At 31.5% G+C, this 26,340-nt stretch carries 25 protein-coding genes and 1 tRNA gene; 11 read left to right on the top strand and 15 right to left on the bottom strand.

Annotated features, from left to right (window positions below):
- Window positions 1–529: 529 nt before the first annotated feature.
- The 3 genes from murA to BTO05_RS00670 all read right to left on the bottom strand — a co-directional run bounded on the left by murA (window position 530) and on the right by BTO05_RS00670 (window position 2,888).
- The gene (murA, locus tag BTO05_RS00680; protein ID WP_087490807.1) at window positions 530–1,846 is read right to left on the bottom strand and encodes a UDP-N-acetylglucosamine 1-carboxyvinyltransferase; all 1,317 of its coding nucleotides are present in this window, start codon (window positions 1,844–1,846) and stop codon (window positions 530–532) included.
- 6 nt (window positions 1,847–1,852) lie between these two features.
- Window positions 1,853–2,506, bottom strand: a complete 654-nt coding sequence (locus tag BTO05_RS00675) for a DUF4290 domain-containing protein (protein ID WP_087490806.1) — start codon at window positions 2,504–2,506, stop codon at window positions 1,853–1,855.
- Between the two features lie 88 nt (window positions 2,507–2,594).
- Window positions 2,595–2,888, bottom strand: coding sequence for a DUF493 family protein (locus tag BTO05_RS00670; RefSeq protein WP_087490805.1), 294 nt, complete (start codon window positions 2,886–2,888; stop codon window positions 2,595–2,597).
- Window positions 2,889–2,977: 89 nt separating this feature from the next.
- Between BTO05_RS00670 and BTO05_RS00665 the strand changes: the two genes are divergently transcribed.
- The 5 genes from BTO05_RS00665 (at window position 2,978) to BTO05_RS00645 (ending at window position 7,524) form a co-directional block, all read left to right on the top strand.
- The gene (locus BTO05_RS00665) at window positions 2,978–3,517 is read left to right on the top strand and encodes an AAA family ATPase (protein WP_087490804.1); all 540 of its coding nucleotides are present in this window, start codon (window positions 2,978–2,980) and stop codon (window positions 3,515–3,517) included.
- A gap of 1 nt (window position 3,518) precedes the next feature.
- Window positions 3,519–5,414: an ATP-dependent DNA helicase RecQ gene (locus BTO05_RS00660; RefSeq protein ID WP_087490803.1), complete on the top strand. Its 1,896-nt coding sequence runs from the start codon at window positions 3,519–3,521 to the stop codon at window positions 5,412–5,414.
- Entirely contained in the window at window positions 5,411–6,370 is a 960-nt protein-coding gene (fmt, locus tag BTO05_RS00655; RefSeq protein WP_087490802.1) for a methionyl-tRNA formyltransferase, read from the top strand. The genes BTO05_RS00660 and fmt overlap by 4 nt, the downstream gene beginning before the upstream one ends.
- Before the next feature lie 194 nt (window positions 6,371–6,564).
- A complete protein-coding gene (locus BTO05_RS00650; protein ID WP_087490801.1) occupies window positions 6,565–6,837 on the top strand; it encodes an HU family DNA-binding protein in 273 nt (90 codons plus the stop codon).
- Between the two features lie 132 nt (window positions 6,838–6,969).
- Window positions 6,970–7,524, top strand: coding sequence for a YqgE/AlgH family protein (locus tag BTO05_RS00645; RefSeq protein WP_087490800.1), 555 nt, complete (start codon window positions 6,970–6,972; stop codon window positions 7,522–7,524).
- Here BTO05_RS00645 and BTO05_RS00640 read toward each other — a convergent pair.
- The gene (locus BTO05_RS00640; RefSeq protein ID WP_087490799.1) at window positions 7,521–8,372 is read right to left on the bottom strand and encodes an aminotransferase class IV; all 852 of its coding nucleotides are present in this window, start codon (window positions 8,370–8,372) and stop codon (window positions 7,521–7,523) included. The two genes, BTO05_RS00645 and BTO05_RS00640, sit on opposite strands and share 4 nt — an antisense overlap.
- Window positions 8,373–8,426: 54 nt before the next feature.
- A complete protein-coding gene (locus tag BTO05_RS00635; RefSeq protein ID WP_087490798.1) occupies window positions 8,427–8,819 on the bottom strand; it encodes an START-like domain-containing protein in 393 nt (130 codons plus the stop codon).
- Between the two features lie 150 nt (window positions 8,820–8,969).
- On the opposite strand from BTO05_RS00635, the gene BTO05_RS00630 reads away from it, so the two are divergent.
- From BTO05_RS00630 to BTO05_RS00620, 3 genes are all read left to right on the top strand, one after another.
- Window positions 8,970–9,043: transfer RNA gene (locus BTO05_RS00630), tRNA-Met, on the top strand.
- Between the two features lie 53 nt (window positions 9,044–9,096).
- A complete protein-coding gene (locus tag BTO05_RS00625) occupies window positions 9,097–10,407 on the top strand; it encodes a tyrosine-type recombinase/integrase (protein WP_087490797.1) in 1,311 nt (436 codons plus the stop codon).
- A gap of 2 nt (window positions 10,408–10,409) precedes the next feature.
- Window positions 10,410–11,066: a hypothetical protein gene (locus BTO05_RS00620; RefSeq protein ID WP_087490796.1), complete on the top strand. Its 657-nt coding sequence runs from the start codon at window positions 10,410–10,412 to the stop codon at window positions 11,064–11,066.
- A 37-nt stretch (window positions 11,067–11,103) separates the two neighbouring features.
- On the opposite strand, the gene BTO05_RS00615 is transcribed toward BTO05_RS00620, so the two are convergent.
- The 6 genes from BTO05_RS00615 to BTO05_RS00590 are packed head-to-tail and all read right to left on the bottom strand — an operon-like array spanning window position 11,104 to window position 15,062.
- Window positions 11,104–12,234, bottom strand: coding sequence for a type II secretion system F family protein (locus BTO05_RS00615; protein WP_087490795.1), 1,131 nt, complete (start codon window positions 12,232–12,234; stop codon window positions 11,104–11,106).
- Window positions 12,234–12,698 (bottom strand): hypothetical protein, encoded by a 465-nt coding sequence (locus BTO05_RS00610; protein WP_087490794.1) that lies wholly within the window; start codon window positions 12,696–12,698, stop codon window positions 12,234–12,236. Before BTO05_RS00610 ends, BTO05_RS00615 begins: the two co-directional genes overlap by 1 nt.
- A complete protein-coding gene (locus tag BTO05_RS00605) occupies window positions 12,688–13,014 on the bottom strand; it encodes a hypothetical protein (RefSeq protein ID WP_087490793.1) in 327 nt (108 codons plus the stop codon). Before BTO05_RS00605 ends, BTO05_RS00610 begins: the two co-directional genes overlap by 11 nt.
- Window positions 13,002–14,255, bottom strand: a complete 1,254-nt coding sequence (locus BTO05_RS00600) for a hypothetical protein (RefSeq protein ID WP_087490792.1) — start codon at window positions 14,253–14,255, stop codon at window positions 13,002–13,004. Before BTO05_RS00600 ends, BTO05_RS00605 begins: the two co-directional genes overlap by 13 nt.
- Window positions 14,252–14,713, bottom strand: a complete 462-nt coding sequence (locus BTO05_RS00595) for a hypothetical protein (RefSeq protein ID WP_087490791.1) — start codon at window positions 14,711–14,713, stop codon at window positions 14,252–14,254. The genes BTO05_RS00600 and BTO05_RS00595 overlap by 4 nt, the downstream gene beginning before the upstream one ends.
- Window positions 14,703–15,062 carry a hypothetical protein gene (locus BTO05_RS00590; RefSeq protein WP_157662496.1) on the bottom strand — a complete coding sequence of 120 codons (360 nt, stop codon included), beginning with the start codon at window positions 15,060–15,062 and terminating at the stop codon, window positions 14,703–14,705. Before BTO05_RS00590 ends, BTO05_RS00595 begins: the two co-directional genes overlap by 11 nt.
- A gap of 166 nt (window positions 15,063–15,228) precedes the next feature.
- On the opposite strand from BTO05_RS00590, the gene BTO05_RS00585 reads away from it, so the two are divergent.
- Window positions 15,229–16,494, top strand: coding sequence for a DDE-type integrase/transposase/recombinase (locus BTO05_RS00585; RefSeq protein WP_087490789.1), 1,266 nt, complete (start codon window positions 15,229–15,231; stop codon window positions 16,492–16,494).
- Between the two features lie 216 nt (window positions 16,495–16,710).
- Here the strand turns inward: BTO05_RS00585 and BTO05_RS00580 are convergent, their stop codons facing one another.
- The 4 genes from BTO05_RS00580 to BTO05_RS00565 are packed head-to-tail and all read right to left on the bottom strand — an operon-like array spanning window position 16,711 to window position 24,982.
- The gene (locus BTO05_RS00580) at window positions 16,711–17,448 is read right to left on the bottom strand and encodes a hypothetical protein (RefSeq protein ID WP_087490788.1); all 738 of its coding nucleotides are present in this window, start codon (window positions 17,446–17,448) and stop codon (window positions 16,711–16,713) included.
- Window positions 17,449–17,450: 2 nt separating this feature from the next.
- Complete coding sequence (locus BTO05_RS00575; protein WP_087490787.1) at window positions 17,451–21,155, bottom strand: DUF6443 domain-containing protein; 3,705 nt, start codon at window positions 21,153–21,155, stop codon at window positions 17,451–17,453.
- 18 nt (window positions 21,156–21,173) lie between these two features.
- Window positions 21,174–21,572 carry a hypothetical protein gene (locus BTO05_RS00570; RefSeq protein ID WP_157662495.1) on the bottom strand — a complete coding sequence of 133 codons (399 nt, stop codon included), beginning with the start codon at window positions 21,570–21,572 and terminating at the stop codon, window positions 21,174–21,176.
- Between the two features lie 11 nt (window positions 21,573–21,583).
- A complete protein-coding gene (locus BTO05_RS00565) occupies window positions 21,584–24,982 on the bottom strand; it encodes an RHS repeat domain-containing protein (RefSeq protein ID WP_087490785.1) in 3,399 nt (1,132 codons plus the stop codon).
- Window positions 24,983–25,195: 213 nt separating this feature from the next.
- On the opposite strand from BTO05_RS00565, the gene BTO05_RS00560 reads away from it, so the two are divergent.
- Both BTO05_RS00560 and BTO05_RS00555 read left to right on the top strand, forming a co-directional pair.
- Window positions 25,196–25,915, top strand: a complete 720-nt coding sequence (locus BTO05_RS00560) for a response regulator (protein ID WP_087490784.1) — start codon at window positions 25,196–25,198, stop codon at window positions 25,913–25,915.
- An 18-nt stretch (window positions 25,916–25,933) separates the two neighbouring features.
- Window positions 25,934–26,338, top strand: a complete 405-nt coding sequence (locus BTO05_RS00555) for a prepilin-type N-terminal cleavage/methylation domain-containing protein (protein ID WP_087490783.1) — start codon at window positions 25,934–25,936, stop codon at window positions 26,336–26,338.
- The last annotated feature ends 2 nt before the right edge of the window (window positions 26,339–26,340 follow it).

Here is a 26,340-nt window from a genome sequence, read left to right as displayed (position 1 = left end):
AATTTACGACAAAATACTCCTGACAAATTAAAAAAATAATGGACAGACTTATACGGAAATATATTTGGTCAAAAAGCTAATAATTTTTTATGAAAATTATATCGCAACCAAACAATACTTAAAATTTTGAAATACGATAGATAGAAAATCAGTTGTTATTTATTAAGAATTTAAAACCATAGAGAAATAAGTGCTTCCTGTACTGTTTGTTTTTTTTCGAAATGATAAAAAAGTTTGTTAAGATTTTCTATATTGGTGATATATATTACTTGAATATTTTAGAAGTTAAAGCTATAAAATATTATACTTCAAAAAAACATTGATTTATAATACCGTTACATTTTTTCTTTAGTGAACTTAAGGACATGGTTAACAAACCTAATTTCTATATTGGTTTGAATAAAAGCAAGTCTATCCTAGTACAGTTAGATTAAATTCTAGCCTATTTTACAATGCATAAAAAAGCCTCAAGACATCTTGAGGCTTTGTGTTTTGGTAATATTTTAGATTTCAGAAGATTATTGGATTATTAATTTCCTTCTAAACGTTCAATCTTTGCACCGATGGCTTTTAAACGTCCATCTATGTTTTCGTAACCTCTATCAATCTGTTCGATATTGTGAATAGTTGATGTGCCTTTTGCAGACAATGCTGCTATTAATAAGGATACTCCTGCTCTAATATCTGGCGAAGTCATTGTCGTTGCTTTCAATTGAGATTTAAAGTCATGCCCTATTATAGTAGCTCGGTGTGGGTCACACAAAATAATTTTTGCACCCATGTCAATCAATTTATCCACGAAGAATAAACGACTTTCAAACATTTTTTGATGTACCACTGCTTCTCCTCTAGCTTGGATAAGTACAGTTAAAACAATACTTAATAAATCTGGCGTAAAACCAGGCCATGGCGCATCTGATATTGTTAGGATAGAACCATCGATATAACTTTGTATTTCGTAACCATCTTTATGTGCTGGTATATGGATATCGTCTCCTTTACGCTCTACTGTGATACCTATTTTACGAAACACACTTGGTATTACTCCCAAATCATCCCAACTCACATTCTTAATCGTAAGCTCTGATTTTGTCATCGCAGCAAGACCAATCCAACTACCAATCTCAATCATATCTGGTAACATTCTATGTTCTGTTCCGCCAAGGCTTTCGACACCTTCAATTTTTAGCATATTAGAACCAACACCAGTAATCTTTGCACCCATGCGATTAAGCATTTTACAAAGTTGTTGTAAATAGGGTTCGCAAGCGGCATTATAAATTGTTGTTTCGCCTTTTGCTAAAACTGCAGCCATTACAATATTTGCAGTACCAGTTACTGAAGCTTCGTCTAAAAGCATGTATGTTCCTGTAAGCTCATCTGCTTCTACACCGTAGAAATAATCTTCTCTGTTATATCTAAACTTTGCACCTAGATTAATAAAACCTTCAAAATGCGTGTCTAAACGACGACGACCAATTTTATCGCCACCGGGTTTTGGGATATATCCTTTTCCAAAACGCCCAAGCATTGGTCCAACAATCATTATAGAACCTCTGAGTCCACGGCCTTCGACTTTAAAAGCTTCAGACTCTAAGTAGTCAAGATTGACATTCTCTGCTTTGAAAGAATATTTGTTTGGTGCTAGTTTTTCGACTTCGACACCAAGGTTTATAAGCAGTTTTATAAGCTTATTGACATCGACAATATCTGGGATATTATCAATAATAATCGTTTCTGGAGTTAATAAAACTGCACATAAAATTTGTAATGCTTCGTTTTTTGCGCCTTGAGGCGTTATATCGCCTTTAAGTTGGTGGCCACCTTCTATTTTAAATGTTCCCATACGTTTCTAGTAACGTTTTCTATTATTGGAATATTTTTTCTTGTTGTTATTTTTCTTGTTGTTATTGCTCTTATTTCCGTATTTGGATTTTGTTCGCAATAAACTGTTAGAATCACTTAACGTTTCTTCGCTATCTTTAAGGTTCAAAGCACCGTTTGATAGTTCGAAAAGGTGATCATAAATCACAGCATCTTCAACCGTGTCTTTATTCCAATTAAGGAAACACTTTTTCATGTGGTTTGCAATGGTGTAAGTCAATGCCTCTTTCATTTCGCCATCTTCCCAAGTGATAGCTACATCAATCATAGTTTTTATATTATTACCATAAAAACGATATTTAGGGAAATTCTGAGGATATTTTAATGGCTCAGGTCTAGCCTGTAAAACTTCGCGCTCTGGCTTGTCGTATGGAGAATCAACGTCGATGTCAAAATCTGCCATTATAAAAAGTTGATCCCAAAGTTTGTGCTGAAAATCCGCAACATCTCTTAAATGTGGTTGCAAATTACCCATCACCGAAATGATTGATTTTGCTAATTTGTTACGTTCTTCTTTTGTTTCACGTGATTTTGCATGATTAATCATCTTTTGAAGATGGCGTCCATATTCTGGAATAATCAAATGCTCACGCTCCGTGTTGTATTCTAAATCGTCTATCAAAATTGTAAAAATGTGTAGTAAATTATATCAGAACCTGTAGTTACTGGTTCTGTCGCAAAGTACAAAAATTTAGATAGCTACACCAAAATTATAGAGAAATTACATCCTCTATTTTTTCTGCTACTTCTTTATATTTAGAAATAACTGCGTCAGGGTTTTTCATCTTAACATTAATCGACACACTTGTATATTTTCCGTTTTTAGACTCTTTGGTCGTAATAACAGCTCCTTGATTATTGAACAAGTTGCTTAATTTCTTAATTTTTGATGCATCTGTAGTTATGATAAACTTATACAAATACTCCGATGGCCAAAGTGCTGTGTCTTGTAATTGAGATTTTAATTTTTTGTAAAATGCTTCCGATTTATCTGATGTACTCATAACCAATTTTTGAACTGCAAAGATACATTTAAGTTTATAGTTTTTAATTAAATTTTAATTCCGAATTTTGTGACAAAATATTTTCAGATTTGAATCCAAAAAAAATAGCTATTACTGGTGGTCCAGGAACAGGAAAAACATCGATAATTAACTTACTAAAGAACAGTGGTTATATGTGTTATGATGAAATTTCTAGACAAATCACTTTGCAAGCAAGAAAAGATGGAATTGAGCAGCTATTTTTAACAGAGCCACTTCTATTTAGTGAGAAGTTATTAGAAGGACGAGCTCAGCAATTTAAAGGTGCTAACGATGAAAAGACTGAAGTTGTATTTTTAGACAGAGGTATTCCGGATGTTTTGGCATACATGGATTATATCGGTGATGATTACCCTGAACATTTCGTAAAGTCTTGCGAAATTCATAAATATGATCTTGTCTTTTTACTACCACCATGGGAAGCTATTTTTACCCCAGATAGTGAACGTTATGAAAATTTTGAACAATCCGTAACCATACACACACATTTGGCTGAAACCTACACTAAATACGGTTATAATTTAATCGAGGTTCCTTTTGGGACTGTTAAAGAAAGAGTTAACTTTATATTACAGACTTTAGATTTGTAATATGCATCCTATTGAAGTATTAGAACGTTATTGGAATCACACCTCTTTTAGACCATTACAAGAAGAGATTATAACTTCTGTACTTAATAATGACGATACTTTTGCACTATTACCAACTGGTGGCGGAAAATCGATTTGTTTTCAGATTCCTGCATTAATTAAACCTGGTATATGTATTGTCATCTCTCCTTTAGTAGCATTGATGCAAGACCAAGTTAACACCTTAAAACAAAAAGGTATAAAAGCCATGGCAATTTCTGCTGGGGTATCTTACGCCGATTTAGACACACAACTAGACAATTGTATTTACGGTAATTATAAGTTTTTATATCTATCTCCAGAACGTTTACAACAAGCTATAGTACAAGAACGTATTCAGCAAATGAACGTAAATCTTATTGCCGTTGATGAGGCACATTGTATTAGCCAATGGGGAAACGATTTTAGACCTGCTTATAAAACAATTTCTAAATTAAGAGAACTGCAACCAAGTGTCAGTTGTATTGCATTGACTGCTACAGCAAAAGCCGAAGTTGTAAAAGACACAATCGACGCATTAGACTTTATAGATGCAAAGGTTTTTAAAGGATCTTTTAAACGAGAAAATATTAGTTACCAAGTCATTAATACAGAAGATAAAAACTATCATTTAGAAACCCTTTTAAAACAATATAATGGTGCTTCGATTATATATGCTAGAAGCAGAAAAGCTACAATAAGCATTTCGGACTATTTAATTTCAAAAGGGTTCGAAGCAACATTTTACCATGGTGGCTTGACCAATGTTGAAAAAACTGAACGTTTACAGCAATGGACAAACAATCAAAAACCTATAATGGTAGCTACAACAGCTTTTGGTATGGGAATTGATAAAGCAGATGTAAAGAGTATTATTCATTATAATTTACCAGAAAGTTTAGAAAGTTATTATCAAGAAGCCGGTCGTGCTGGTCGAAATGGACAAAATGCAATTGCTGTAATATTGAAGAAAAATGTAGATGAAGATAGACTAAAGTCTCAGTTTTTAAATACACTACCTTCAATCGATGCCATAAAATATGTCTATAAAAAGCTATGCAGTTATTTTCAGATATCTTATGGTGAAGGTCAAAACACATTACACCAACTTAACTTTAAAACATTTTGTAATATCTATGGTCTAAAAAACACGCTTACTTTTAATGCACTTCGAATATTAGATAGCAACAGTATTATTTCGCTCGACCAGCGTTTTAATTATAAAACTACAGTTCAGTTTAAAGTAAGTAATACTTCTATATTTAAATATTTAGAAAATAATAAATCTCAAGACAAAGCTATAAAAGCACTTTTGAGAACTTATGGAGGTATAATAGATTATCCAACAAAAATTAATGTTGAATTGGTAGCTAATAAAGCTGAAACCAATTCCAAACAAATCATTGCTATTTTAAAAGATTTGGAACGACACAATATTATAGAACTTAATATCGCCAATACAGATTCTGAAATTACATTCATAAAACCAAGAGAAGACGAAAAAACTATTAATCCAATAATTGGTATTATAGAACAACAGCAGGCTCAGAAAAAACGTCAAATAAAGAGCGTTGTCGATTATACTAACAATGATACAATCTGCAAAAGCATTCAATTATTAAGTTATTTCGATGAAACATCTACAGAAAACTGTGGTATCTGCTCAGTTTGTTTATCAAAACAAAAAACTTCGACTAAAACCTCAATAAAATCTATAGAGGAAAGAATTTTATTATTATTAAAAGAAAAAGATAGATCTTCTAGAGACTTGTTACACCATATAGAATGTAGCCAAGCAGAACTTTTACAAGTATTATCTTTGCTCACTAAAGATGAAACAATTATAGTTACACCTACAAATACTTACAAGCTAAAATGACAAAAAAGAGAGATTTAAGAATTGTTTTTATGGGAACGCCAGATTTTGCTGTCGCGACTTTAAAAAATCTATTAGACCATAATTATAATGTTGTTAGTGTTATAACTGCACCTGATAGACCTGCAGGTCGTGGCAGAAAACTAAAATCATCTGCAGTTAAAGAATTTGCATTAGCAAACGATTTGAAAATCATGCAACCTACAAATCTTAAATCTGAAGAGTTTATTGAAGAATTAACTTCATTAAAAGCAAATCTTCAAATAATAGTTGCTTTTAGAATGTTACCAAAAGTAGTTTGGGATATGCCAGAATACGGCACCTTTAATTTACATGCTTCACTTCTACCAAACTATCGTGGAGCTGCACCAATACATTGGGCTATTATTAATGGTGAAGAAAAAACTGGTGTTACAACATTCTTTATCGATGAGAAAATAGATACTGGTGCAATTATAATGAAAAAAGAAACAGATGTAGCTAAAGATGCAACTGTGGGTAAACTTCATGATAAATTAATGGATATAGGAAGCGATTTAGTTATTAAAACAGTTAGACTTATCGAAAACGATAAGGTTGAAACAACAATACAACCAAAAAGTGAAGATTTAAAAACAGCTTATAAACTAAATCGAGATAATTGTAAAATTGACTGGAATCAGAATTTAGACCTTATATATAATAAGATTCGAGGATTAAATCCTTTTCCTACTGCATGGTGTTATTTGAACAATGCGGAAGACGAAAAAATTTCTGTAAAAGTTTATGGTGTTTCAAAGATTGAAGAATTGCACAATTATGAAAATGGCACAATAAAAATTTCTGATAATGAAATAAAAGTAGCCTGTAAAAATGGATTCATTAATATCAAAGAATTACAACTACCTAATAAGCGAAAAATGGATGCAAAATCATTATTAAATGGTTTTGAATTTAATAAAAATGCAAAAATGCTCTAAACCCTTATTCTCATTAGGATTCGAGAAAACATCGATAAAATGCACACCTTTATTAACAAATCGGTCGAGTTATCAACAAAACCGCGTATTTACTAGGGTTTTCCTTGCATGAGTGGATTATACGTATAAATTTGTTATTGGTTTTAACATTTATGTTAGAATCCAAACATTTAATAATTTAAATTTAACATTTTATGAACAAAACAGATTTAGTTAACAACATGGCTGAAAATGCAGGTATCACAAAAGCTGCAGCTAAGAAAGCATTAGACGGATTATTAATCGATATCGAAGGATCTTTACAAAAAGGTAACCGCGTATCTTTAGTAGGTTTTGGTTCTTGGTCAGTTACTCGTAGAGCTGCAAGAGACGGAAGAAATCCACAAACAGGAAAAACAATAAAAATTAAAGCAAAAAATGTAGTAAAATTTAAGGCAGGTTCTGACTTAAGTGATGCTGTAAACTAAGCTTAATTTGTTTACGATATTAAAGCCTACTTTTTTAAGTAGGCTTTTTTGTTTGCATAAATTTGATATATAATTAATTGCTTATAAAAAAAATATCGCTATTTTTAGTATAGTATAACTACGAAACCAACCGTGAAAAAGCCAGAAAAAGGAAGTTTATTAATTGCAGAACCATCTATTATTGGAGATTTATCTTTCAATAGAGCTGTCGTACTTTTGGCGGACCATAACGATTTGGGTTCCGTAGGTTTTATATTAAACAAAAAATTAGATTATAATCTCAAAGATATAATTGAAGGTACAGAGTCTGAATTCCCTGTATATAATGGTGGTCCTGTAGAACAGGATAATCTTTATTTTATACACAAATCACCAGATTTAATACCAAATAGCATAGAAATTTCTCAAGGTATTTTTTGGGGTGGCGATTTTGGCACCGTATTAGAGCTTATCAATACTCGAAAAATAACATGTGAGGATATTAAGTTTTTCCTTGGATATTCTGGTTGGGAAGAAAAGCAACTCAACGATGAATTAGATTCCCGTGCTTGGGTAGTTTCAAAAAACACTTACAATAACAAACTCATATCTAAGTGTTGTAATGAATTTTGGAAAGAAAAAATGCTAGAAATGGGTGGGGAATATTCCATTTGGTCAAATGCACCTGAAAATCCTAGCTACAACTAGCCCAATCTTAATTTTACATTTAGACTTTTTAAAATATCTTCAGCTACTGTATTATTATATTTCTTTTTACGGTATTGACCAATAGACTGTATACCTACAATCGTATTTGTAATAAATAATTCATCTGCTTTCTGGAGTTCAAAAGGAGAAATTGAAGCTTCTTCGATATTATAATTTGGATTATTTTGAAGTAAGCTCAAAATTTGCTTACGCATTACGCCTTTGAGACATCCATCTTCTAATGGTGGCGTTTTAATATTTTCGCCCTTAACCAAAAATAAATTTCCATTTAAAGCCTCTATAATACTTTTGTTAGTATTTAAAACCAAACAGTTATTCCATCCATTTTCTTTAGCGTAAATACTACCAATTACTTGTATTGCTTTATTATTTGACTTTAGACCAGAAAGTAGTCCAGGTGCTACATAAAAATCTTTATATAAGTCTACAATGTAATCTTTGAAATTATTGGTCTGGTAAAAAGGGTTATTTAAAGTTTCGGCAACTATATTAAAATTGACATTTGCGTTTTGATTAGGTATGTATTTTCCACCTTCACCTCTATCTACGTTAAGTCTAACTCTAGCTGAATTTCCAGAAAATTCGTTAGCTTTTACAGTTTTTATGATTTCTTCTTCAAAAAATTCCATTGTAAAATTCATAGGTATATCCATACGCATGATGCGCATAGATGCCATTAATCTAAAATAGTGGTCTTCAAGAAATAAAACTTTTCCGCTTACAACTCTGATGGTTTCAAAAAGAGCATCACCATACTTATAGCCTCGATTAGAGATATCTATTTTAGCCTCTGAATTATTTAATAATTTGCCGTTAAAATTTACCATAAAAAAATCCCGAAATAAATACGGGACAAAGATACTATTTGTAAGTCATAAAATTTAGGCCGAGCCTAAAACTTGCTTAAGACTACCTATCATATTCTCCCAAAGCATTTTAGATTCTTCAACTTCGTCTTCATCTGCAAAATCTGTTACCATTAAAGATACATCTTTTGTAATTTCATCGACTTGAATACGAATTTCGAAATAACATGAAAATCCTTCTTCTTCATCTTCTAGCCAACGAAATTTTACACGCTCGTTGCTTTTTTTATTGAGAAGTTTAGCTTGTTCTTCGCTGCCATCCCAAATAAAAGTAAACAACTCTCCTCTACTATTAACATTATCTGCGTACCACTCTGACAAACCAGATGGTGTAGATATATGTGTGTATAACATAGCTGGTGATGCGTGTATAGGAAATTCTAATTCGTACTTAACTTTGTCGTCCATAAATAAATAATTATTTGCTCAATATATATAATATTAGTGGAGATTAAAACATTAAACTAAATTTATTTTTTTGGAAAGTAATGTTTGCTGTAGAAGAATTTGTTTTTATATTTGCAGCCGCTTAAGATTAGCTTTTGCATAAAAATTTACGGCGAGGTAGCTCAGTTGGTTAGAGCGTCGGATTCATAACCCGGAGGTCACGAGTTCAAATCTCGTTCTCGCTACTTTTTAAAATATGTTATAAACAAAAGGTTTAGTTCACACTAAACCTTTTTTTATGTACAATATTTTTGAATTAATTACCTTAGATGTTTTAAATGAACACGATTTAGAACACAATTTGGAACACAAACCACTTTTTTCTACACCAAAAATTTTTGATGCTAATGGAGATTTATCTAAGCGTTGGTATGTGTATTTCTCTTATCGTCATCCTGAAACTGGAAAGTTAAAACGGGTTAAGAACATTTATGGGAAAGCTAACCGCTATAAAACAAAAGAAGAACGATATACACTACTTAATCTTTACAAAAAAAGATTAATCAAATTATTGCAAGAAGGTTTTAATCCATTTTCAAATAATATTGAATTATATAAGAAAAGATTAAAAAATTCTAATCCTGATGTGTCAGAGAATACTAATAGAAAAACAAAAAAAAAGAAAACAGTTACTTCTATTGATAATAGTATTATAACTTATTCTGAAGCATTTGAAAAGGCACTTAAACTAAAATATAATATTGTTGCAGAGAAAACATTTGCTGATTATAAAAATCGGCTAAGTAATTTTAAGGAATGGCTTAGCGAGAACAAAAAAAGTATTGCAACAATTAATCAAATTGATAGAAAAATTGTTGTTGAGTACTTAAATAATGTTCAATTTAATACCTCAGCAAGAAATAGAAACAATAATAGAGCTGTCTTATCTAGTATATTCCAAACACTCAAGGATAATGATATTGTAGATGATAATTTTATTAGCTCAATAAATATTATCAAAACAAAACCAACAAGAAACAAATCATATACTGAAAAAGAGCAAAAGGAAATTTTTGAGCACTTACAACAAAAGGATAAAGTATTGTTGTTGTTTATAAAATTTATTTCATATGGTTTTTTAAGACCTATTGAAATATGCAGGCTAACAATTGGCGATATAAATTTTAATCAAAAAACATTAACAGTTAAAGCAAAAAACAAAACTCTAAAAACAAAATTAATCCCAGATATTCTATTTAAAGAGCTACCCGACATATCGAAGCTAGATAAAAACCAGTTGTTATTTACTCCAAATAAAATTGGAGGTTATTGGGATATCAAACTGACGAATAGAAGAGATTATTTTAGTAAAAAATATAAAGAAAAAGTCAAGGATTACTTTGGATTTGATAATAATTACGGATTGTATAGTTTTAGACATACTTTTATCACAAAACTTTATAGAAAGTTAGTCAAAAGTATGACTCCTAACGAGGCCAAAAGTAAATTGATGCAGATTACTGGTCATATCACTATGGATGCTTTAGAAAAATACCTGCGAAACATAGATGCGGAACTACCAGCCGACTATTCTGAATTATTTGATTAAATATGGCTACAAACAATAACGATACAAATACGATAATGCAACAATTGTTGAATAGCATTAGAAAACCTCTTTTGTTTTTTATTCCTAGCCAACTATTAGACCAATTAGAGAATACGAATTACTCTGGATTAAAAGTTACCCGTATTATTGATAGCATCGTTATACTGAATGTAGATGACTCTATAAGGCATATAGACAATAATTTATATCAAATAAAGTTACTCGAGAAAGAAAAAATTCTACAAAACAACATTTTTTTGTTGTTGCAACAAAAGGCTTTGCTAAACGATAAAGCTTTTGAATTTTTATTAGACAGCTATTCAAAAGAACTTTTAGCTTGGGTTGACTATACTAAAATAATGATAGAATATCTACAAGAGGACTCTAACTCAAGAACATTAGACAATTACTATCCAGAATTACTTCCTTTTTTTGAATTACAACACAATTGTTTGCAACAACATAAAAAAACTTACTTCGCCAAGTTCACCAAAACCATTAAAGAGCTTGACTTTAGAGGTCTTAACAACAGCAACAACAAAAGTTTTTTTGTTGCAAAACATAAAAGTCTTAATCAACAACAAACTGATTTGTTAATACGTGAAGAGGAAGCTGATAACTACTTATTACAATATGTTTTTAATATTGAGATAACATAAAACAATTTACTTTTTGATTTAACTAATAACCAATTTGCTACCCAATAACACTACTTAGTCTAAACATTGGTAAATACATTGCTACTAAAATAAACCCAACAAAAACACCAACAACAAGTATAATGAATGGTTCTAAAACTGTAGATAATAACTTAGACCGTTGTTGTACTTTGGTGTTGTATTGTTGATTTAATCTATTAAATATAAACTTGGTTTGGTTTGTCTCTTCAGCAACTTTAACTAATGCTATCATCTTATCATCAAAGAGTTTGTGTTCAGATAGACTTTTACTTAATGTATTCCCTTTTAAAAGTTCTAGTTCAACAACTTCTAGAGATTGAATTAAGGGCTGATAAGCTATCATTTGTTTGACTAGCTTTATACTATTTACAACTGGCACCTTAGATGCGGTTAAAAGTGCTACTGCTTGGGTAAATTGAGACAGATATACAGTTTTTATAAAATCACCAACAAATGGAATTTTGCTTAGTATTTTGTCTTTTAGTCTTAAATATCTAATGTTATTTTTTAAAAGTTTAGCTATAACAAGTATTCCAAAGAATCCAACTAGTATAATCCAACCATAATCTTGTATACCATTAGAGAGTGACACAACAAAATTTGTAATCCCTGGTAACTCCACATTTTGTTGTTTAAAGATATCTTGAAACATAGGCACTACAAATTGTAGCATGAATACAACAACCAATAGAGCTGTAATTAAAATTATTGCAGGATAAGTCAGACCATTGACGAGATGTCTACGTTGTTCATTTTTTCTTGAGAAGAAATCACCAAGTTGCTCAGCAATTTCAGCAGTCCTACCTGTCTCCTCTCCTATTTTTAAAGAATAGTATTCATACCTTGAAAAAGGTTTAAGATTCTTCACAGATTGAGATAAACTCTCTCCGGATATAATTGCTGTAAGTATCGTTTTTACAACATCTTTATTTTGTTGTTGCTTTTGTGCGTTTAAAAGTAATTCTAGCGCGTTTTTAAGGTTAACTCCTGCTTTTAATAACACACTTAATTCTGTATAAAAATCTTCTTTAATTTTATTTGAAAAAGGTTTTTTAAAAACTACTATTTCTTTTTCGAGAATAGAAGGTTTGTCTTTAGCTACCGCTATAGATTCTCTTTTTTCTATTTTGGTTAAATCAAATGCCATTAGTTCATAAATTGGTGTGCATCTTTTCGTTTATATACAAAAAGTGATTTTTCAATAGGTGTTTTTTCTAGGATTAATTTAAGTGCATCTATCTTACCAGATTCTATTCGATTACCATCAAAAAATAAGTGTTTAGTTTTTGTTGCTAGCCTAAAAGTATCTCTGTTTTTAACTACTAACTCAGTATCAAATCTATAAGTAACTGAATCTAACTCAGATTTAAAGAACAATGTAGATTTTTCACTGTTATAGTTTATAGAACTATATCTATTAAAATCAATCCAAAGTGATTGCTCTAAGCTTGTTATAGTTCTATTTTTTGAAATATATTTTTCAATGGACCACATATGTTGCTGAACCATACGCAACACAGAAAATGCCATACCAACGACTATGGTCGATATAATAATAACCACTAGCATTTCATTAATAGTCATTGATGGTATTTTTTTATCAATGTGCATATATAACTTGCTTTAGCTCTTTCTTTGTTACATTTTGTATTGCAGAAATAATTACCTCAGACGATTCTATGTTTTTAAAAACAGATATAGACCAATCTTTGTATTCAGAATTATATGGTAAACTTATTTTGTCTGAAACATACATATACTCCAACTCATAGATATAATTTTTCAACTGATGGTTATTGTTTTTTATCTGGTTAGAAAACGTATTGTTTAAAATAAGACTAGCCATCATAAAAACTACAACAATGAGCACTGTCGCTACTAAAGTCTCCATCAAAGTAGATGCTTTTATTTTTTTTAATACAACCATTTAGCAACTCCTTTCTTTGTATTAACTAATGGCAAACCGATGTATTCATCTTCTAACTCAGCGCTATTTATCTCTGCATCTAATAAATGGTTTTGATAATAAGACCCATTAGCAATAGCGATAAAACTATCTGTAAATACCGACCCATATACTTTACCCTTTAATTCCAAAGTTTGTTCACAGTATACTTCACCTTCAACAGTTACTTCTGGGTTTATAACTATCTGAGGATTGTAGTTATTTCTTTCTTTTCTTCCCAATAGAATAATGCTTCCTTGTAATTTAGAACCAGTATTTATCAGAATTTTATGTTCTTCTTGAAACGTATCTGTAAATGGTTTTACCAATGCTAATGCCGATGGATATTGGAGTTTACAACCATTACCAACTAAAATATGGTCAGTTGCAAAAGATTGAAAGCTTCCTGTTGTATTGTCTTCAATTTCAATTTTAGGTGCAATAAGAATCACATCTTTAAGCTTAGCCGTATTACTTACTACAATTTTCGAATAGGACTGAATAACGAGATTACCAATTAGAGAAATATCTTCGAGGTAAATGGCATCAGAACTTACACTAACCAAGGTTTCATTCTCAAAAGAGTTTGAAACTGAGCTTCCAAGTTTGATTTTGAAGTTCTCTAAACTTTTATCAGAATCGTATATTGACTGAATATTCTGAATATAACTACGTGTCTGAAAACTAAGTTTAGGAAACTGCTTACTAATATCTACTTTACCTTCTATAAATCGATTTCCATTAAAAGAGATACCAGAAATATTTCCAGATTTTGCGCCTTGCTCTGGTAAAGAACTATTTCCTTTAATTCTGGTGTTTCCAACAAGCACTAAAGGCTTGTTATTATCTTTTAGATACAATACAGTATTATCAATTTCTTGCTTTGCGCCGATAAGTGCGGTTTTTTTGTATTTAAAATTTTTAAGCTTAGATACAACACCTACTTTCTGGTAAGTACCCCAAAGTTCTGTTTTTAACTTTAGACTTAAATTCTCATCTGTAACAATCTCTAAACTATCTTGGTTAATATTGTTATGCTCTAAAACATATAAAATTCCCTTGTCAGTATTTTGTATAGTGTCTTTTAGTAGATAGGTTTTGACTCTATACTGTTTCTGAGTATGCACCAAAAGAATAAAGCATCCTAACAACAATGCTATAACAACAATCACAAAGGTTACCAATTGCAGAGAACCAGCGTTTAGCTTTTTTGGACTTATCATGTCTTTAGTTTAAAACTTTTGGTATTGTCTTTGTACCTCAGTGTAATATTCTTAGCATTTCCTCTAATAACTTTTACACTATCATGAGTATGTCCTTGTTTTAGTAATACTTGTTGATTAGCTATTGACAGGATAAACACTTTATCCTTATTAGTGTCATTAGCTATCATACCTAAATAACTAATAGGTTTCCAAGACATTTGCTTTTTTATTTTTGGTGTATTTGTTTTTTGAGATATAGGAGTCTCTACCGTACCTAAAAAAGGGTCTCTATTTACTCTTTGAATTGAGAATTTCTCAAAGGAATTATTAAAAACAAAATCATCCTTAAATGCTATTTTAGATTCTGTATAATCAGGTAATGAAGGGTCTAATGATGTCATCACATAATACCCAATGTAGCCCCAAACTGCGATAACCAATACTAAAAGTCCATATGTCTTTTTCTTATTCTTCAATGCTGAAAGATTGGGTTTGATATTGTGTTTGATAAGCTGAATTAATAGCCTTAATACGCCACTGATAATCTCCTACTTGTAAGATTTTATTAAACTCAGTAGTAGAGATTAAAGTATCTTCTACAATTTGTATAGCTTCTAAAAAATTAGGTGTCGCTACTTGTAATCTGTAGTATTCTGAAAACTCTAAGTCTTGCCACGAAAATCTTAATTGAGTCGTGTTTAAAACAGCATCATTTGTTGGTGCCAAAATATCTATTTGTGCTTGGGAAATATCCTCTACCTCAATAATTTCTTCACAAGACACTAATACTAAAAGTGAGCAAAGAAAAAGAAAACGTATTCTCATTTGTATTTATCTTTTAAAGAAGAAATTTAATACATTTCAATCGTCATGTATTGTGGTTTTCCCTTTGTTTTGATACGATGTTTCCCTTGCAAGACAAAGGGAAATACCTTGTGATATTACAAGTATCTATTTTTTATTGGTTGGCTCATTTTAAAAAATAAATACAATGCGAAAATCATGGGATACATCTGTAAAACATTTAGCACGTTTAGGAATATTAGAATCTATTTTGACAAGAGAACAATATTCTCAATTACCAAGTAGTAACATATCGAGGTGGAAACATGAGCCTGAAGATAAATACGAGTTTTCAGAACTTAACGAGCTATTAAAACAAGAGTTAGATTTAATAAAACGATTCTGTCAGTCCTCAAGGATAAAACAGTTAAATGAAAATTATTTTAGACTCATCGATGCATTTAATCACATTACAGATAATGCAAAACCATTAAAAAAATCTATAAAAAATAACAAAGCTATTATTGTAAATACTATAGAACAAGTAAAGGAGAGCATTCCTATAGAAAGTGCATTAAAACTGTTTGGCATTTCTCGTAGCACATACCAGAATTATAAATCTATAGTCATCCATAAATGTGATAGCTCATATTATAGTAGATGTAGCAAACGTTTTCCAAATCAATTGCTACCAAAAGAAGTTGAAGTGATTAAATCTTATATGACTCATAAAGATTATCAGTTTTGGTCAAAAGCATCTGTATACATTAAAGCAGTTAGAGATAATGCACTTAAGTGTTGCGATAGTACTTTTTATAATTATTGCAGGTTATTGGGTTTTGCTAACAAACCAAAACGAAAAAAAAGCAATGATTATAATCCACTTATTACTAAGCAACCAAATGAAAAATGGTGTGCCGATGTAACTATCTTTAAAACAGGAGATGGTAAAAAACACTATATACATATACTAATGGATCATTACTCAAAGTATATACTAGGTTATAAAATTGAAACATCAAATTCTGGAAAAGCACTAGCAAATATATTAAGAGAAGCTACAAAACGATACAAACCAGATAAATTAGAATTGGTTACAGATGCAGGTACAGAAAATATAAATAGTAATGTATTCTCATTTTTAAATAATATAGTATTTCCTCACAAACATATCATTGCGCAGCGCGATGTTTTATATTCTAACTCAATGATAGAAGCTTTAAATAAAATATTGAAGCACCAGTTTCTTTACCCAAAAAACATAAACTCAAAAAAACAATTAGCTAATATTTTTGTACAGGTTGTAGAAACATATAACAGTAAAAGACCACAAAAATCTTTGGGAGGAAATACGCCATTAGAAACGTACTCAGGGAAAATCACAAATTTTAACCAATATAAATTGGGTTTTAAAGAACAAAAAGATCTAAGAATTAAGCTGAATAAAAATAGCAGCTGTAAAATATGTACTTAGTTAGTATAAACAGAAAACACCTGAATCAACAGGTGTTTCTATATCTATTCCCATTTAAGGGACACGTTATTTTAAAAGTGCTTTGGACGTAGCAGAGCAGGATAAAGAAGCTATCCTTTATAATCTTGATGCTTTACTTCGTGATGCTAAAACTCGTTTAGCTTATAAATAAAAAAACCACAACTTTCGTTGTGGCTTTACATTAATTCTTGTTACTTATAATTCATACGATAATATTTCTTTTATTTCAGAATCACCGTTTATTTCAAATAATAACTCCCTTTTAAATACAGCCTGTTTATTTACTATTACTCTTGGGCTATCACTCTTGTCAGTTATTATAATATCTTTATCAATTATAATGTTTTTAAACATTCCTTCGTGAATTGAAGTTCCTGTTTCTGTTCTCATTATAACTCCATTTATCAGCTCTTCTTTAGTGCTTATTTTATTTGCAGTTAACCACAATTGAAAACAGTTAGTAGTTAATTCACAAGTTAGTATAATTTCTAAATCATCTCCTTTAAAACGTTTTTTCTTGTGAACCCATTTATTTAAACAATCTCCTTTTTTAAATTCCTCTATCAAATTCAAAAGATTATCTAACGGTATGGATTTAAACTTGTGAGCTTTTTTAAAACCTTTTTCAAGTAATTCTAAATAATAACTACAGTCGTTTGTTTTTTTTGCCTTTTTATATTTCGACTTATCAAAATCTAAATGTACTTGCAATACGTTAGAAGGCACAATAGATGATGTTTTTAACTCAAACTCCGATAAAGCAACGTTAATCATATTGAATGTGCCATCAGTTTTAAACTTATCTTTTCTAATTGCTTTTGAAAAATAATCGTTAATAAAATCTATATGTTGTTGAAAATCATAACGAAGCTCATTATCAACACCAATGTAAGTGTTGTAATCTAAACCCAATGATATATAATTCAAATTCATAATTAGTTTGCTTTTGGTCTTTTATGTATTAATGGATTTAAAGTCTTTTTGTTAGCATTAGTAACTCTTTTTTCTGCATTTAAAGCCTTTTGTCTTGCTCCTTTACCAGCAGATATTTTTTCTACAATACGTGAAGAATAATTACCGCCTGCCTTATTGAGTTTATTTACTTGACTTGTTGCTCGATATGAGTTACCTGCTTTAGATATTTTTCCACCGCTTATACCTACTTTCTCTACATTTTTTGTGGTATTATTTACTATTTCATATACGTGTTGTGCTTTTTTACTCGCTTTGGAATTACCATTTACAGCTTTAGCACCATCAATAGCTTTATTAATTGTTTTAACGTGTTTACCAATTTTACCAACTTTTCCTATATCTCCAACATATGGTATAACACCTAAACCACTTAAAATAGCTCCGCCCCAATTTCCGTTTTTAGCTTCAATACTGGCAGAAGCTATATCTGCAACACCAGTTGGGTCAGCAATACCTACAATATCTAATCCTGCAACTAAAATATCATCACCTTCAAAAGAATAATTACCTCCTAAATCTCCTACAATACCACCAACATTGACATCAACATTTATCAAATCTGTTTTTATTGTGACACTTGAATTATTTTTACCTCTTAAAACTATGTCATCAGGTGCCATTCCATCAGGGTCAACAAACCTAATAGGGTCATTAAAAGCATAAGTATATGGTGACCAATCGTAAAATTCATCAGCTAATGGGTCAATAACGTGCCAACGTCCTAAAGCTGGGTCATAATTTCGAGCTTGATAATCGTACCAATTTAAACCTAATTCTTGTTGATGTTCTTTTCCGTTGTATTTGTAGTTGTGTTCTCTACCATTCACGACATTATTGTATCCTTTGTGTTCAAGTCCAAAAGGATAGTAGTTGTTTTCTTCTATAATTTCAGAGCTGTTAACAGATCCGTTATTGTCACTGTCAGAATAAGCCAATCTTATGTTTCCTAAATGATCTTTATACTGGTATACATAGTCAAAATTACTTCCATTAGGCTCAATGTATCCTTCTGGATGTGAGAAAAACTTAAGCGTACTATTCTCATAGATATAGTTACCTGAATAGTATGTCGTAGCTCCGTTACTCACCGTCTTTGTTTGTTTTACACCAGTTGCATCGTAAATGTACGTAATTGTTCCGTTATTACCATTACCGTTTATCGAAACGCTGGTTGGTAAGTTAAGATGGTTGTATGTAATATTTGTAATACCCTTGTTATCATCCTTTGTCATATTACCATTAGAATCGTACCAATAGTCTTGGTCATTAACTGCACTATCTATAAACCCATAGTTGTCATTACCGTTATCTAAAACCTTAGTCAATTTATTTCCGCTATAGGTATAAATAAGGTTATCCATTGTATTAAAATGGCTATTGTTAGATAAAACAGGTTGGTTAACTACAGCTCCTTTTCGTATCAGTTGGTCAATGTTTCCATTTTTGTCATAACTCACCAAGTCGAGATTAAACTTCCCTGTATTGTCTGTAGCATTGATAATTCTGTTAAGCGCATCGTATTGGTATGTGTAACCTTTTAATGTGTTATCTGTATTGTTTGAACGCCATTGCGTTTGAGAAATGTTACCATTGAATAGTGGGTTTGCACCTTCGTTATAGCCCAACTTAAAACTAAAGAGATCGTTACCCATATTAGCCACATCGTTAATCTCTTTAAGCCAACCTCTGATATTGTATTTGTAATCTACAGTTTGTAAACGCGTTTGTGCTGTGGTACCTCCAACACCTTTGCTTTCTAATTGTCCAAGCTCATCATAGGTGTTCTCAACAATTACTTCTGCTGCAGAACCATTAATGGTTTGCTGTTGGTCAATGAGACGATTCATATGGTCATAGGTAAAGCTATCTACTGTGGTGATTGTACTAAAGCCTTGTCTTGCATGTGAGGTTGTGGTTTCAGTCACTGTGCCATCAAATGTAAGGTCACTCTTTATTTTGTCTGTGGTATCTAAATAATTGTTTTTGGAGTAGACGTAAATTGGTCGTGCCTTATCATCGTAATACGTCACAGAAGTTATCCAATCACTTGTGCCTAGTACTCTAACTTTACTGCCAGTTGCTAAGTTTGTAACACTAGTGATTGGCGTAACACCGTATGCCGTTTCTGAGTTACCACCATCTTTGTCAAAAGCATAGTCGTCGTAGTAATTAATTGTGTATATCGCAACTACTCCAGAAACAGGGAACGCATCATGTGTGTAATTCATTAATGTACCTAATACATTATGCTCGGTGCGTCTGGTTTCGTAATGCATATGATTAGGATTATCACCAGAGTTTTGAATTACATGCCTCGCTGTATTACTTTTTACTAGTCCAGTGTAAGCTATACGTCCAAAAGCGTCGTACTTAGTAAATAGCCATTCATCAGGACTTTTCGCTCTTTGGTTTGCGTCTTGAGTAAGTATTGGCTGGTCTAATAAATTATACACAATATACTCCCAACCTTTTCCTGGTATTTTCTTTTCTACCAATCTGTTTCTGTAATCATAGACGTATTGGTAGCTCAAATCGTCAAGTTCTGAAGAAGAAACCCCATTACTAGTATCTACCTTTGGTGGTAACACATAGGTGAGATTTCCAAAATCATCATAGACATAATAAGTGTCATGAGTCTCATTATTATTGTAAGTACGTTTTAAAATAACACGTCCTTCGGCATCTTTAAATTCTTCTGTAGTATGATTATAATTGTCACCAACTGTATGATTCTCATCTCTTGTAATAGATTTATAAAGCTCACTTGGGTTATAATAACCGTCTGAAATTAAAGATGGATTATATGTTTTAGCTCTATTGTAAACATGTAAAGATGTACTAACTTTATAGCGTCTCACTTCATCAATACCATTTGTTTGGTAATCGAGTTCTATCTCATGACTACTACCCATCGCCCAATCTTGACCAGGTGCTGCTTGCTTAAATACTCGGTTTAATGGTGATGCCTCAAACTCCTTTTCTGAGAATGGGTTTGGTGTATTCTCATATTTTGTAGTGTTATAAAACGTATTGGTGGCACTTAATGCATTGCTGTGTTGTGCTCCGCCATTATTACCTTGTGCAAATGGTAGGTACTCTTTTTCTGCTCTACCATATTGGTCATAAGCTACATGAGTAATAATATCTTCACATCCTGCACCTGCGCGTATCCCTATCGATTGTTTTGCTCTGCCTAATCCATCAAAGTAAGTTACCGATTCTATCTTTTGATCATTAGATAAGCCACTTGTATTGGTTGTTGCTATTCGAGGTGCTAAGGTATGTACATAATTCTCATTATTACTTAAATTAGTATCTGCGCATACTGGTGCACCTCCGCCATTGGCTACTGTAACACTGAGTGTTCCTAACACAATACCCTTACGTCTTGCTGTTATTGAACCAGCTCCTAAAGTTGTCCAGTTGACAACAGCATAGTATGTAGTGCCTGACTGAAGTCCTGAGGATGTCACTGTACCGCCTACAACCTGCCAATTAAAGTAAGGCCATAGATTACCATCGTTGAATAAATAGGTCTCTGAACTGTTTAAAGATGGATTAGTGGTACCTGTTATATTTTGGGAAAAACTCGAAAACCCAAAAGATAAGCCTATTAAAAAAAGAAATATTGTTTTATTTAATGTACGTGATTTTATGCTTGACATAACTTGAAATGAATTTAATTAATAAGTGATGCTACTAACCAAGAAATTGTAAGTCTCTTGTTGTGTATCCGAAATATGAAACACAAACTGTGCACTTATCCCTGAGTTGGTTCCTGTAACACTAAAGTCTGCTTGATAGCCATCTTGGTTAAGTATATAGCTTAACTGTCCAGTAGAGTTGGTAGCATCCCAACTACCTGAAGTGGATACAATATCAAAGCTTGATGGTATGTCCTCTGTCGTCTGAAACTGTGTCCAAACAACAGTATCATCTAATACCTCTATTGTTGAAACAACATTAGAAGAAACATTATCGACTTCGGTATTACTACAATTAAGTGTAAATGTAGAACTCACTTCATTTAATGGTGCTATAACCAATAGTAGCAGTACAATGCTTGTATACATTAATTTCATATCTATTATATTTATTGATTTTTATAATGGTAACTATTCTCGCCTAAGATGTTGCCTTGGGCATCTTTAACTACTTTAAGACGGTTAAATTCGTCATATTCATAGGTCGTTTCGTAGCCTTTGTCATCTATAGTACTTATTACGCCTTTTAGTGGGTCATACCTGTAAAAGGATATCATCGCATTTGGGAGAGAAGACCTTAGAGTGTTTTCTTGAGTGGTTGTAAGGTTAGTCGCTACATTAAGCGTATTGCCCACTGTATTTTGAACAGTAGTATAATTGCCATTGGTAATCTTAGCTACAGGCAGTGAGCCGTTAAAGCCGTAAACATATATGATAGATGTACCATTTGTCTTTTTGACCTCAGTAGGATTACCATAGCTATCGTACTTTAAGAATTCTACACGAGTTTCTGGTGTTAATGTGCTTTTACCAACCCTAATTTCTTTTGGTAACATTAAATCGTTGGCACTAGCATCAAAATCGTCATAAATATTATGCGTCTCACTGATTTTGTTACTGTTTCTAAAAGATTGGGATTCTAAAATTTCAGTAACTTTATTTGTTGCAACAAGAGTATTCTTAACGGCTGTAGAATTACTATTTAGTGAAGGACCAACAGGATAATAATATTTAGTCTCTAAATGTTCGTCAACACCTTTTATATCATAATAGGTATCTTGAGTTGCTATTTGATAATTATCAGAGTTGTAAGTAAAGACTTGACGCGTTTCTTTGACGCTTTGGGTACCTAAAGTGTCGTAGAAGTATTCTTTGGTTGTAGAACCCTTAAGCTTTGCCCAACCGGAATTAAAGTCTGCAGTAAATACTGGAAATGCACCACATGGAGTTGGAGAGTAACTCGGCTGTGAACAATTTCCGCTTGTTGACGAAGGTACATGAAGTTGCACAGTACCACTCTCATAAAATGTATATAAATCATAAAACTGAAGATATTCACAATTTGGCTTAAAGACAGATCTATCTTTAAAAAGTAGTGTTTCTGCAAACTCATAATTAGGTTCATTATTAATATCTTTATAACTAACTTCCTTTAAAATCTCACCTGTTTGATTGAATATTTTTTCCTCCAATAAAAGGCCTCTTTTATAATCTATATTTTCTTTTGGTCTAGGAATTTCATAGGAAAACGTACCTAAAGGACTTGGATATAACGCAGGTGATGTGTAAGAATAAGTTTTATACCCATTATTTTCTTCTGTCACTTTTACATGTTCATACCCTACATAACTTCCTTGAGAGAGTTCTACATTATAACTGTTTTCTGTAACTTGATATTGAATATTTTGTACTAAAAAAGCACCACAATTATTTAGAGTATTACCAAACACAAAACGAGATGTGTTTTTAATATATTTTCGGTCAAGCTTATCAGCTTTCGAATCAATAACTCCTGAAGAAAGATTACTGTTATTTTCATCTTTGTATTCGTAAAGTATTTTTTTAGATAAATTGAGGGTGTTGATATCATCCTTGAATCTAATCTCCTTTATCCTTACACCTCCGCCTATCATTTCTTGTTTTATAGTTGCTTTTTCCTCTACAAAAGAAACTCTATAATCTCCTGTTATTGAATATTGATCCAAAAGTAAATTTTCAGTTGGCACTAACGACATGGTATAATTTCCCGCTGAAAGATTAGTCGAGCTCTGGCATTGTTCATTTAAATCAAAAAAGAATGAGCTACCTTGATTATTAGCTTGAGATATTTTTATTCTATGCTCATTTAAGTATTGACTTGGAGAAGCAGTAACCCAAGAAGAAATATGTATTTCTTGTTCAAAATCTAAAGTAAACGTGTCAATTAATAATTCCACAGGTGATGAACCATTGGTATATGTCAAATCATCTGTAAATTGAGATACTATTTCTGTATTTCTAGGATTTTCTATGTAGTCATCATAATCAATAAGATCATCTTGAAAATATGAATATGTGTTATGCTCAAATTCAAATTCTTTAACACCACCAGTAGGATATTCTATTGATGAAAGAAGACCTGTTTTAATGATATTATCATTATATGTATTATTTGAGCAACTTAGTAAACCCAAATTTATACCACTATTATAACCCCATGCACTATCTTGATATCCATCATTAAAACCGGGTAGGTTTTCTTTTTGATAATAATTCAATTGATATTCTTGATCTATATTTCCACTAGTTTCGGTAAGTTTGGTTAGCCATACACGTTTTTTTATTACTGGTGTAGAGTTGTCAATTGTTTCTTCATAATCAAAAGTGAAAGTTTTATCAATTTCAGTCCCTCTTTTTATTTCTATATTTTTTAGAAGTCTACCTAGTGTTTCAGGATGTGTATAGTTAGTATCTACATCAAAACTTATCACAACATTATCCTGAGGGAATGATATGTTAGATAGCTTTTGAGTTCCAGTATTTACGTTTTGATAGCTAATAGTATGGTAGGGCTCTAGTATACCTTGATTATAAGAATTACTAGTAATTATTTGAAAACTAGCGGGATCCATTCCCAGAATAACATTTTTAGTGCTACTTATTGATACAGTATAATTTTCGGTAATAAAATTATATGCAAGACTTAATAATTCTAATCCAGAGCTATTTTCAACTTTTGTAAGATGCCATGCAGTATTTGCTGAATAGGCTTGTTGGGCTTGAGAAGCAGAAACGTTATATGTGCTTCCTTGACCTTGAGTTTGTGTACCAGTAAATGGGTAAGTCAGAGAACTTTCAACAGCATTAAAAGTATAGATATAGCCTTTAGAGTCAGTAACTTTAAAACTTGTAATAGTATAGTCAGTAGTGTTTACAAATTCAACTTTTATATTAGAGTTGTTTGTTATGAATTTGGGTACTAAAGTATTATTAGCTTCTTTTAAAATAATAAAGCGACCAGAATAGCCCATAAAATTAAATTGATATAAATCTGGCTTATTATCATATTTCTCAGCACTTGTTCCTGCCACATGATAGTTAAACTTTGCTTTATCTGTGGAAGGGTTATCATAATTCCAATAATCGTCTAAATGATAAATACCTACTTTAGTACTGTGCGTATTAGTAGAAATCTCATCTGGTTCTCCTCTAACTGTTCTGGATATTGTACCACCTGCATTTAAAGACCATCCCGTACCTGTCCATCCAGAGCGGTTATTAATCTTAACTCCTTGGGTATTGTAGCTTAAACTTACATTTACAGACAAATCACCACTTAAACCTTTCGAGTAAATAGGAATAGAAATATTAGGTTGTCCAGTATAGTAACTTACTGGGACTTCTTCAAATTGCATTAGGTTAGCAACAGTTGGTGACGGTGGTAAAACCTCTGGAAGCTCCTGAGATAGAGCTAATAGAGGGAGCAAGCCTATCAAAATCTTGATAACTGAATTAAGTTGTTTTTTCATTTTTAAATACGTTTATTGGATTATTTACCCTGATATTCTTAATTAAGCCCCGATTATTACATCAATAATATTTTTTACTGACATACAGTCGAGTTCTTAAATAATGTCTGTAAATTTATATCCCTTATTTTTTTTACAGTTGTGGATTTCCCCCATTTATTCAAAGGCTTTTCCTTTGTTGTAATTATCACACATCTAATATTTTCGTAGAAGTTGAATACACCTTCTTATACAGGTGTGGATATTAGAAAGAATATGTGTGAACCAATTAATGTTTTAATTGTAGAAGATGAACCACTGATTATTGATGTGTTAAAGAATGCATTAAATAGTATTAGTGAATCTAACGGACGTTATGATTTTAAAGTAAAGTCAGCAACAAACTCTGATTTAGCCCTTAATGAAATTGATAGAGCAGTAAAGTCAGTACCTTTTGATTTAATCTTATTGGATATATCTATTCCGCCTTCGAGTGACAAACGTATTTTGTCAGGAGAAGATTTAGGAATAGAAATAAAAAGTTTATTTCCAAAAGTTAAGGTTATTGTTTTTACCTCCCATAATAATAATTATAGACTTAACAATATTCTTAAGTCTATAGATCCTGATGGCTTTCTTATAAAAAGTGATATTAATTATTTAAAATTACTAGATGCTATACAGTCTGTATTACAAGAGCCACCATACTACAGTAAGGCTATACAGCAATTAATACGTAGACATATCTCTAATAGTTTTGTACTTGACAAGATTGACCGTCAATTACTATATCATCTACATAAAGGTGCTAAAACCTCTGAAATAGCTGAGCTTGTTTGCTTATCTAAAAGTGCAGTAGAACAGAGAAAGTATGGACTAAAAACAACTTTTGAAGTTGATAATGGTAGTGATAGAGACTTAATAGTAAAAGCTGAAATAGCTGGCTTTCTTTAAAATTTAAATTCTATAGCTATGAAGCAAAAAAATAAAGTAGATGCTTTTAATCTTCAGGAAGTATTAACAGTATTGGCCATAATTGGCATTCTTTTATTATTAGCCTTGCCAAGTCTAATGCCTCTAATTGCAAGAACAAAAAGTGTTGAAGCTCAAATTCAGTTAAAGTACATCTATAATAATCAAACAACGCATAGGTATCTCAATTCTAAATACACCATTAACATGAATGAGTTGGATTTTGAACCTCCAAAAACTACTAAGGAAGAAGGTACTAGCAATTATGTATATGAAATTTTAAATGCATCTGATACATCTTTTAAAGCCAGAGCAACAGCAATTAATGATTTTGATGGTGATGGTGTATTTAATGTTTGGGAGATTGATGAAAATGGTAACCCAAAACAAATAGTTAAAGACTAATT

The sequence above is a fragment of the Winogradskyella sp. PC-19 genome, assembly GCF_002163855.1.
In the GTDB taxonomy this organism is placed as follows: Bacteria; Bacteroidota; Bacteroidia; order Flavobacteriales; family Flavobacteriaceae; genus Winogradskyella.
This window is presented reverse-complemented; position numbering and strand designations above follow the sequence as displayed.

Coding starts and splice junctions, on each gene's coding strand:
- BTO05_RS00565 (WP_087490785.1), bottom strand. CDS start 24,982: ATGAAAAAACAACTTAATTCAGTTATCAAGATTTTGATAGGCTTGCTC.
- BTO05_RS00570 (WP_157662495.1), bottom strand. CDS start 21,572: ATGAAATTAATGTATACAAGCATTGTACTGCTACTATTGGTTATAGCA.
- murA (WP_087490807.1), bottom strand. CDS start 1,846: ATGGGAACATTTAAAATAGAAGGTGGCCACCAACTTAAAGGCGATATA.
- BTO05_RS00605 (WP_087490793.1), bottom strand. CDS start 13,014: ATGGTTGTATTAAAAAAAATAAAAGCATCTACTTTGATGGAGACTTTA.
- BTO05_RS00600 (WP_087490792.1), bottom strand. CDS start 14,255: ATGATAAGTCCAAAAAAGCTAAACGCTGGTTCTCTGCAATTGGTAACC.
- BTO05_RS00615 (WP_087490795.1), bottom strand. CDS start 12,234: ATGGCATTTGATTTAACCAAAATAGAAAAAAGAGAATCTATAGCGGTA.
- BTO05_RS00590 (WP_157662496.1), bottom strand. CDS start 15,062: ATGAGAATACGTTTTCTTTTTCTTTGCTCACTTTTAGTATTAGTGTCT.
- BTO05_RS00670 (WP_087490805.1), bottom strand. CDS start 2,888: ATGAGTACATCAGATAAATCGGAAGCATTTTACAAAAAATTAAAATCT.
- fmt (WP_087490802.1), top strand. CDS start 5,411: ATGACAAAAAAGAGAGATTTAAGAATTGTTTTTATGGGAACGCCAGAT.
- BTO05_RS00625 (WP_087490797.1), top strand. CDS start 9,097: ATGTACAATATTTTTGAATTAATTACCTTAGATGTTTTAAATGAACAC.
- BTO05_RS00620 (WP_087490796.1), top strand. CDS start 10,410: ATGGCTACAAACAATAACGATACAAATACGATAATGCAACAATTGTTG.
- BTO05_RS00580 (WP_087490788.1), bottom strand. CDS start 17,448: ATGAATTTGAATTATATATCATTGGGTTTAGATTACAACACTTACATT.
- BTO05_RS00650 (WP_087490801.1), top strand. CDS start 6,565: ATGAACAAAACAGATTTAGTTAACAACATGGCTGAAAATGCAGGTATC.
- BTO05_RS00635 (WP_087490798.1), bottom strand. CDS start 8,819: ATGGACGACAAAGTTAAGTACGAATTAGAATTTCCTATACACGCATCA.
- BTO05_RS00610 (WP_087490794.1), bottom strand. CDS start 12,698: ATGCACATTGATAAAAAAATACCATCAATGACTATTAATGAAATGCTA.
- BTO05_RS00555 (WP_087490783.1), top strand. CDS start 25,934: ATGAAGCAAAAAAATAAAGTAGATGCTTTTAATCTTCAGGAAGTATTA.
- BTO05_RS00640 (WP_087490799.1), bottom strand. CDS start 8,372: ATGGTAAATTTTAACGGCAAATTATTAAATAATTCAGAGGCTAAAATA.
- BTO05_RS00575 (WP_087490787.1), bottom strand. CDS start 21,155: ATGTCAAGCATAAAATCACGTACATTAAATAAAACAATATTTCTTTTT.
- BTO05_RS00660 (WP_087490803.1), top strand. CDS start 3,519: ATGCATCCTATTGAAGTATTAGAACGTTATTGGAATCACACCTCTTTT.
- BTO05_RS00585 (WP_087490789.1), top strand. CDS start 15,229: ATGCGAAAATCATGGGATACATCTGTAAAACATTTAGCACGTTTAGGA.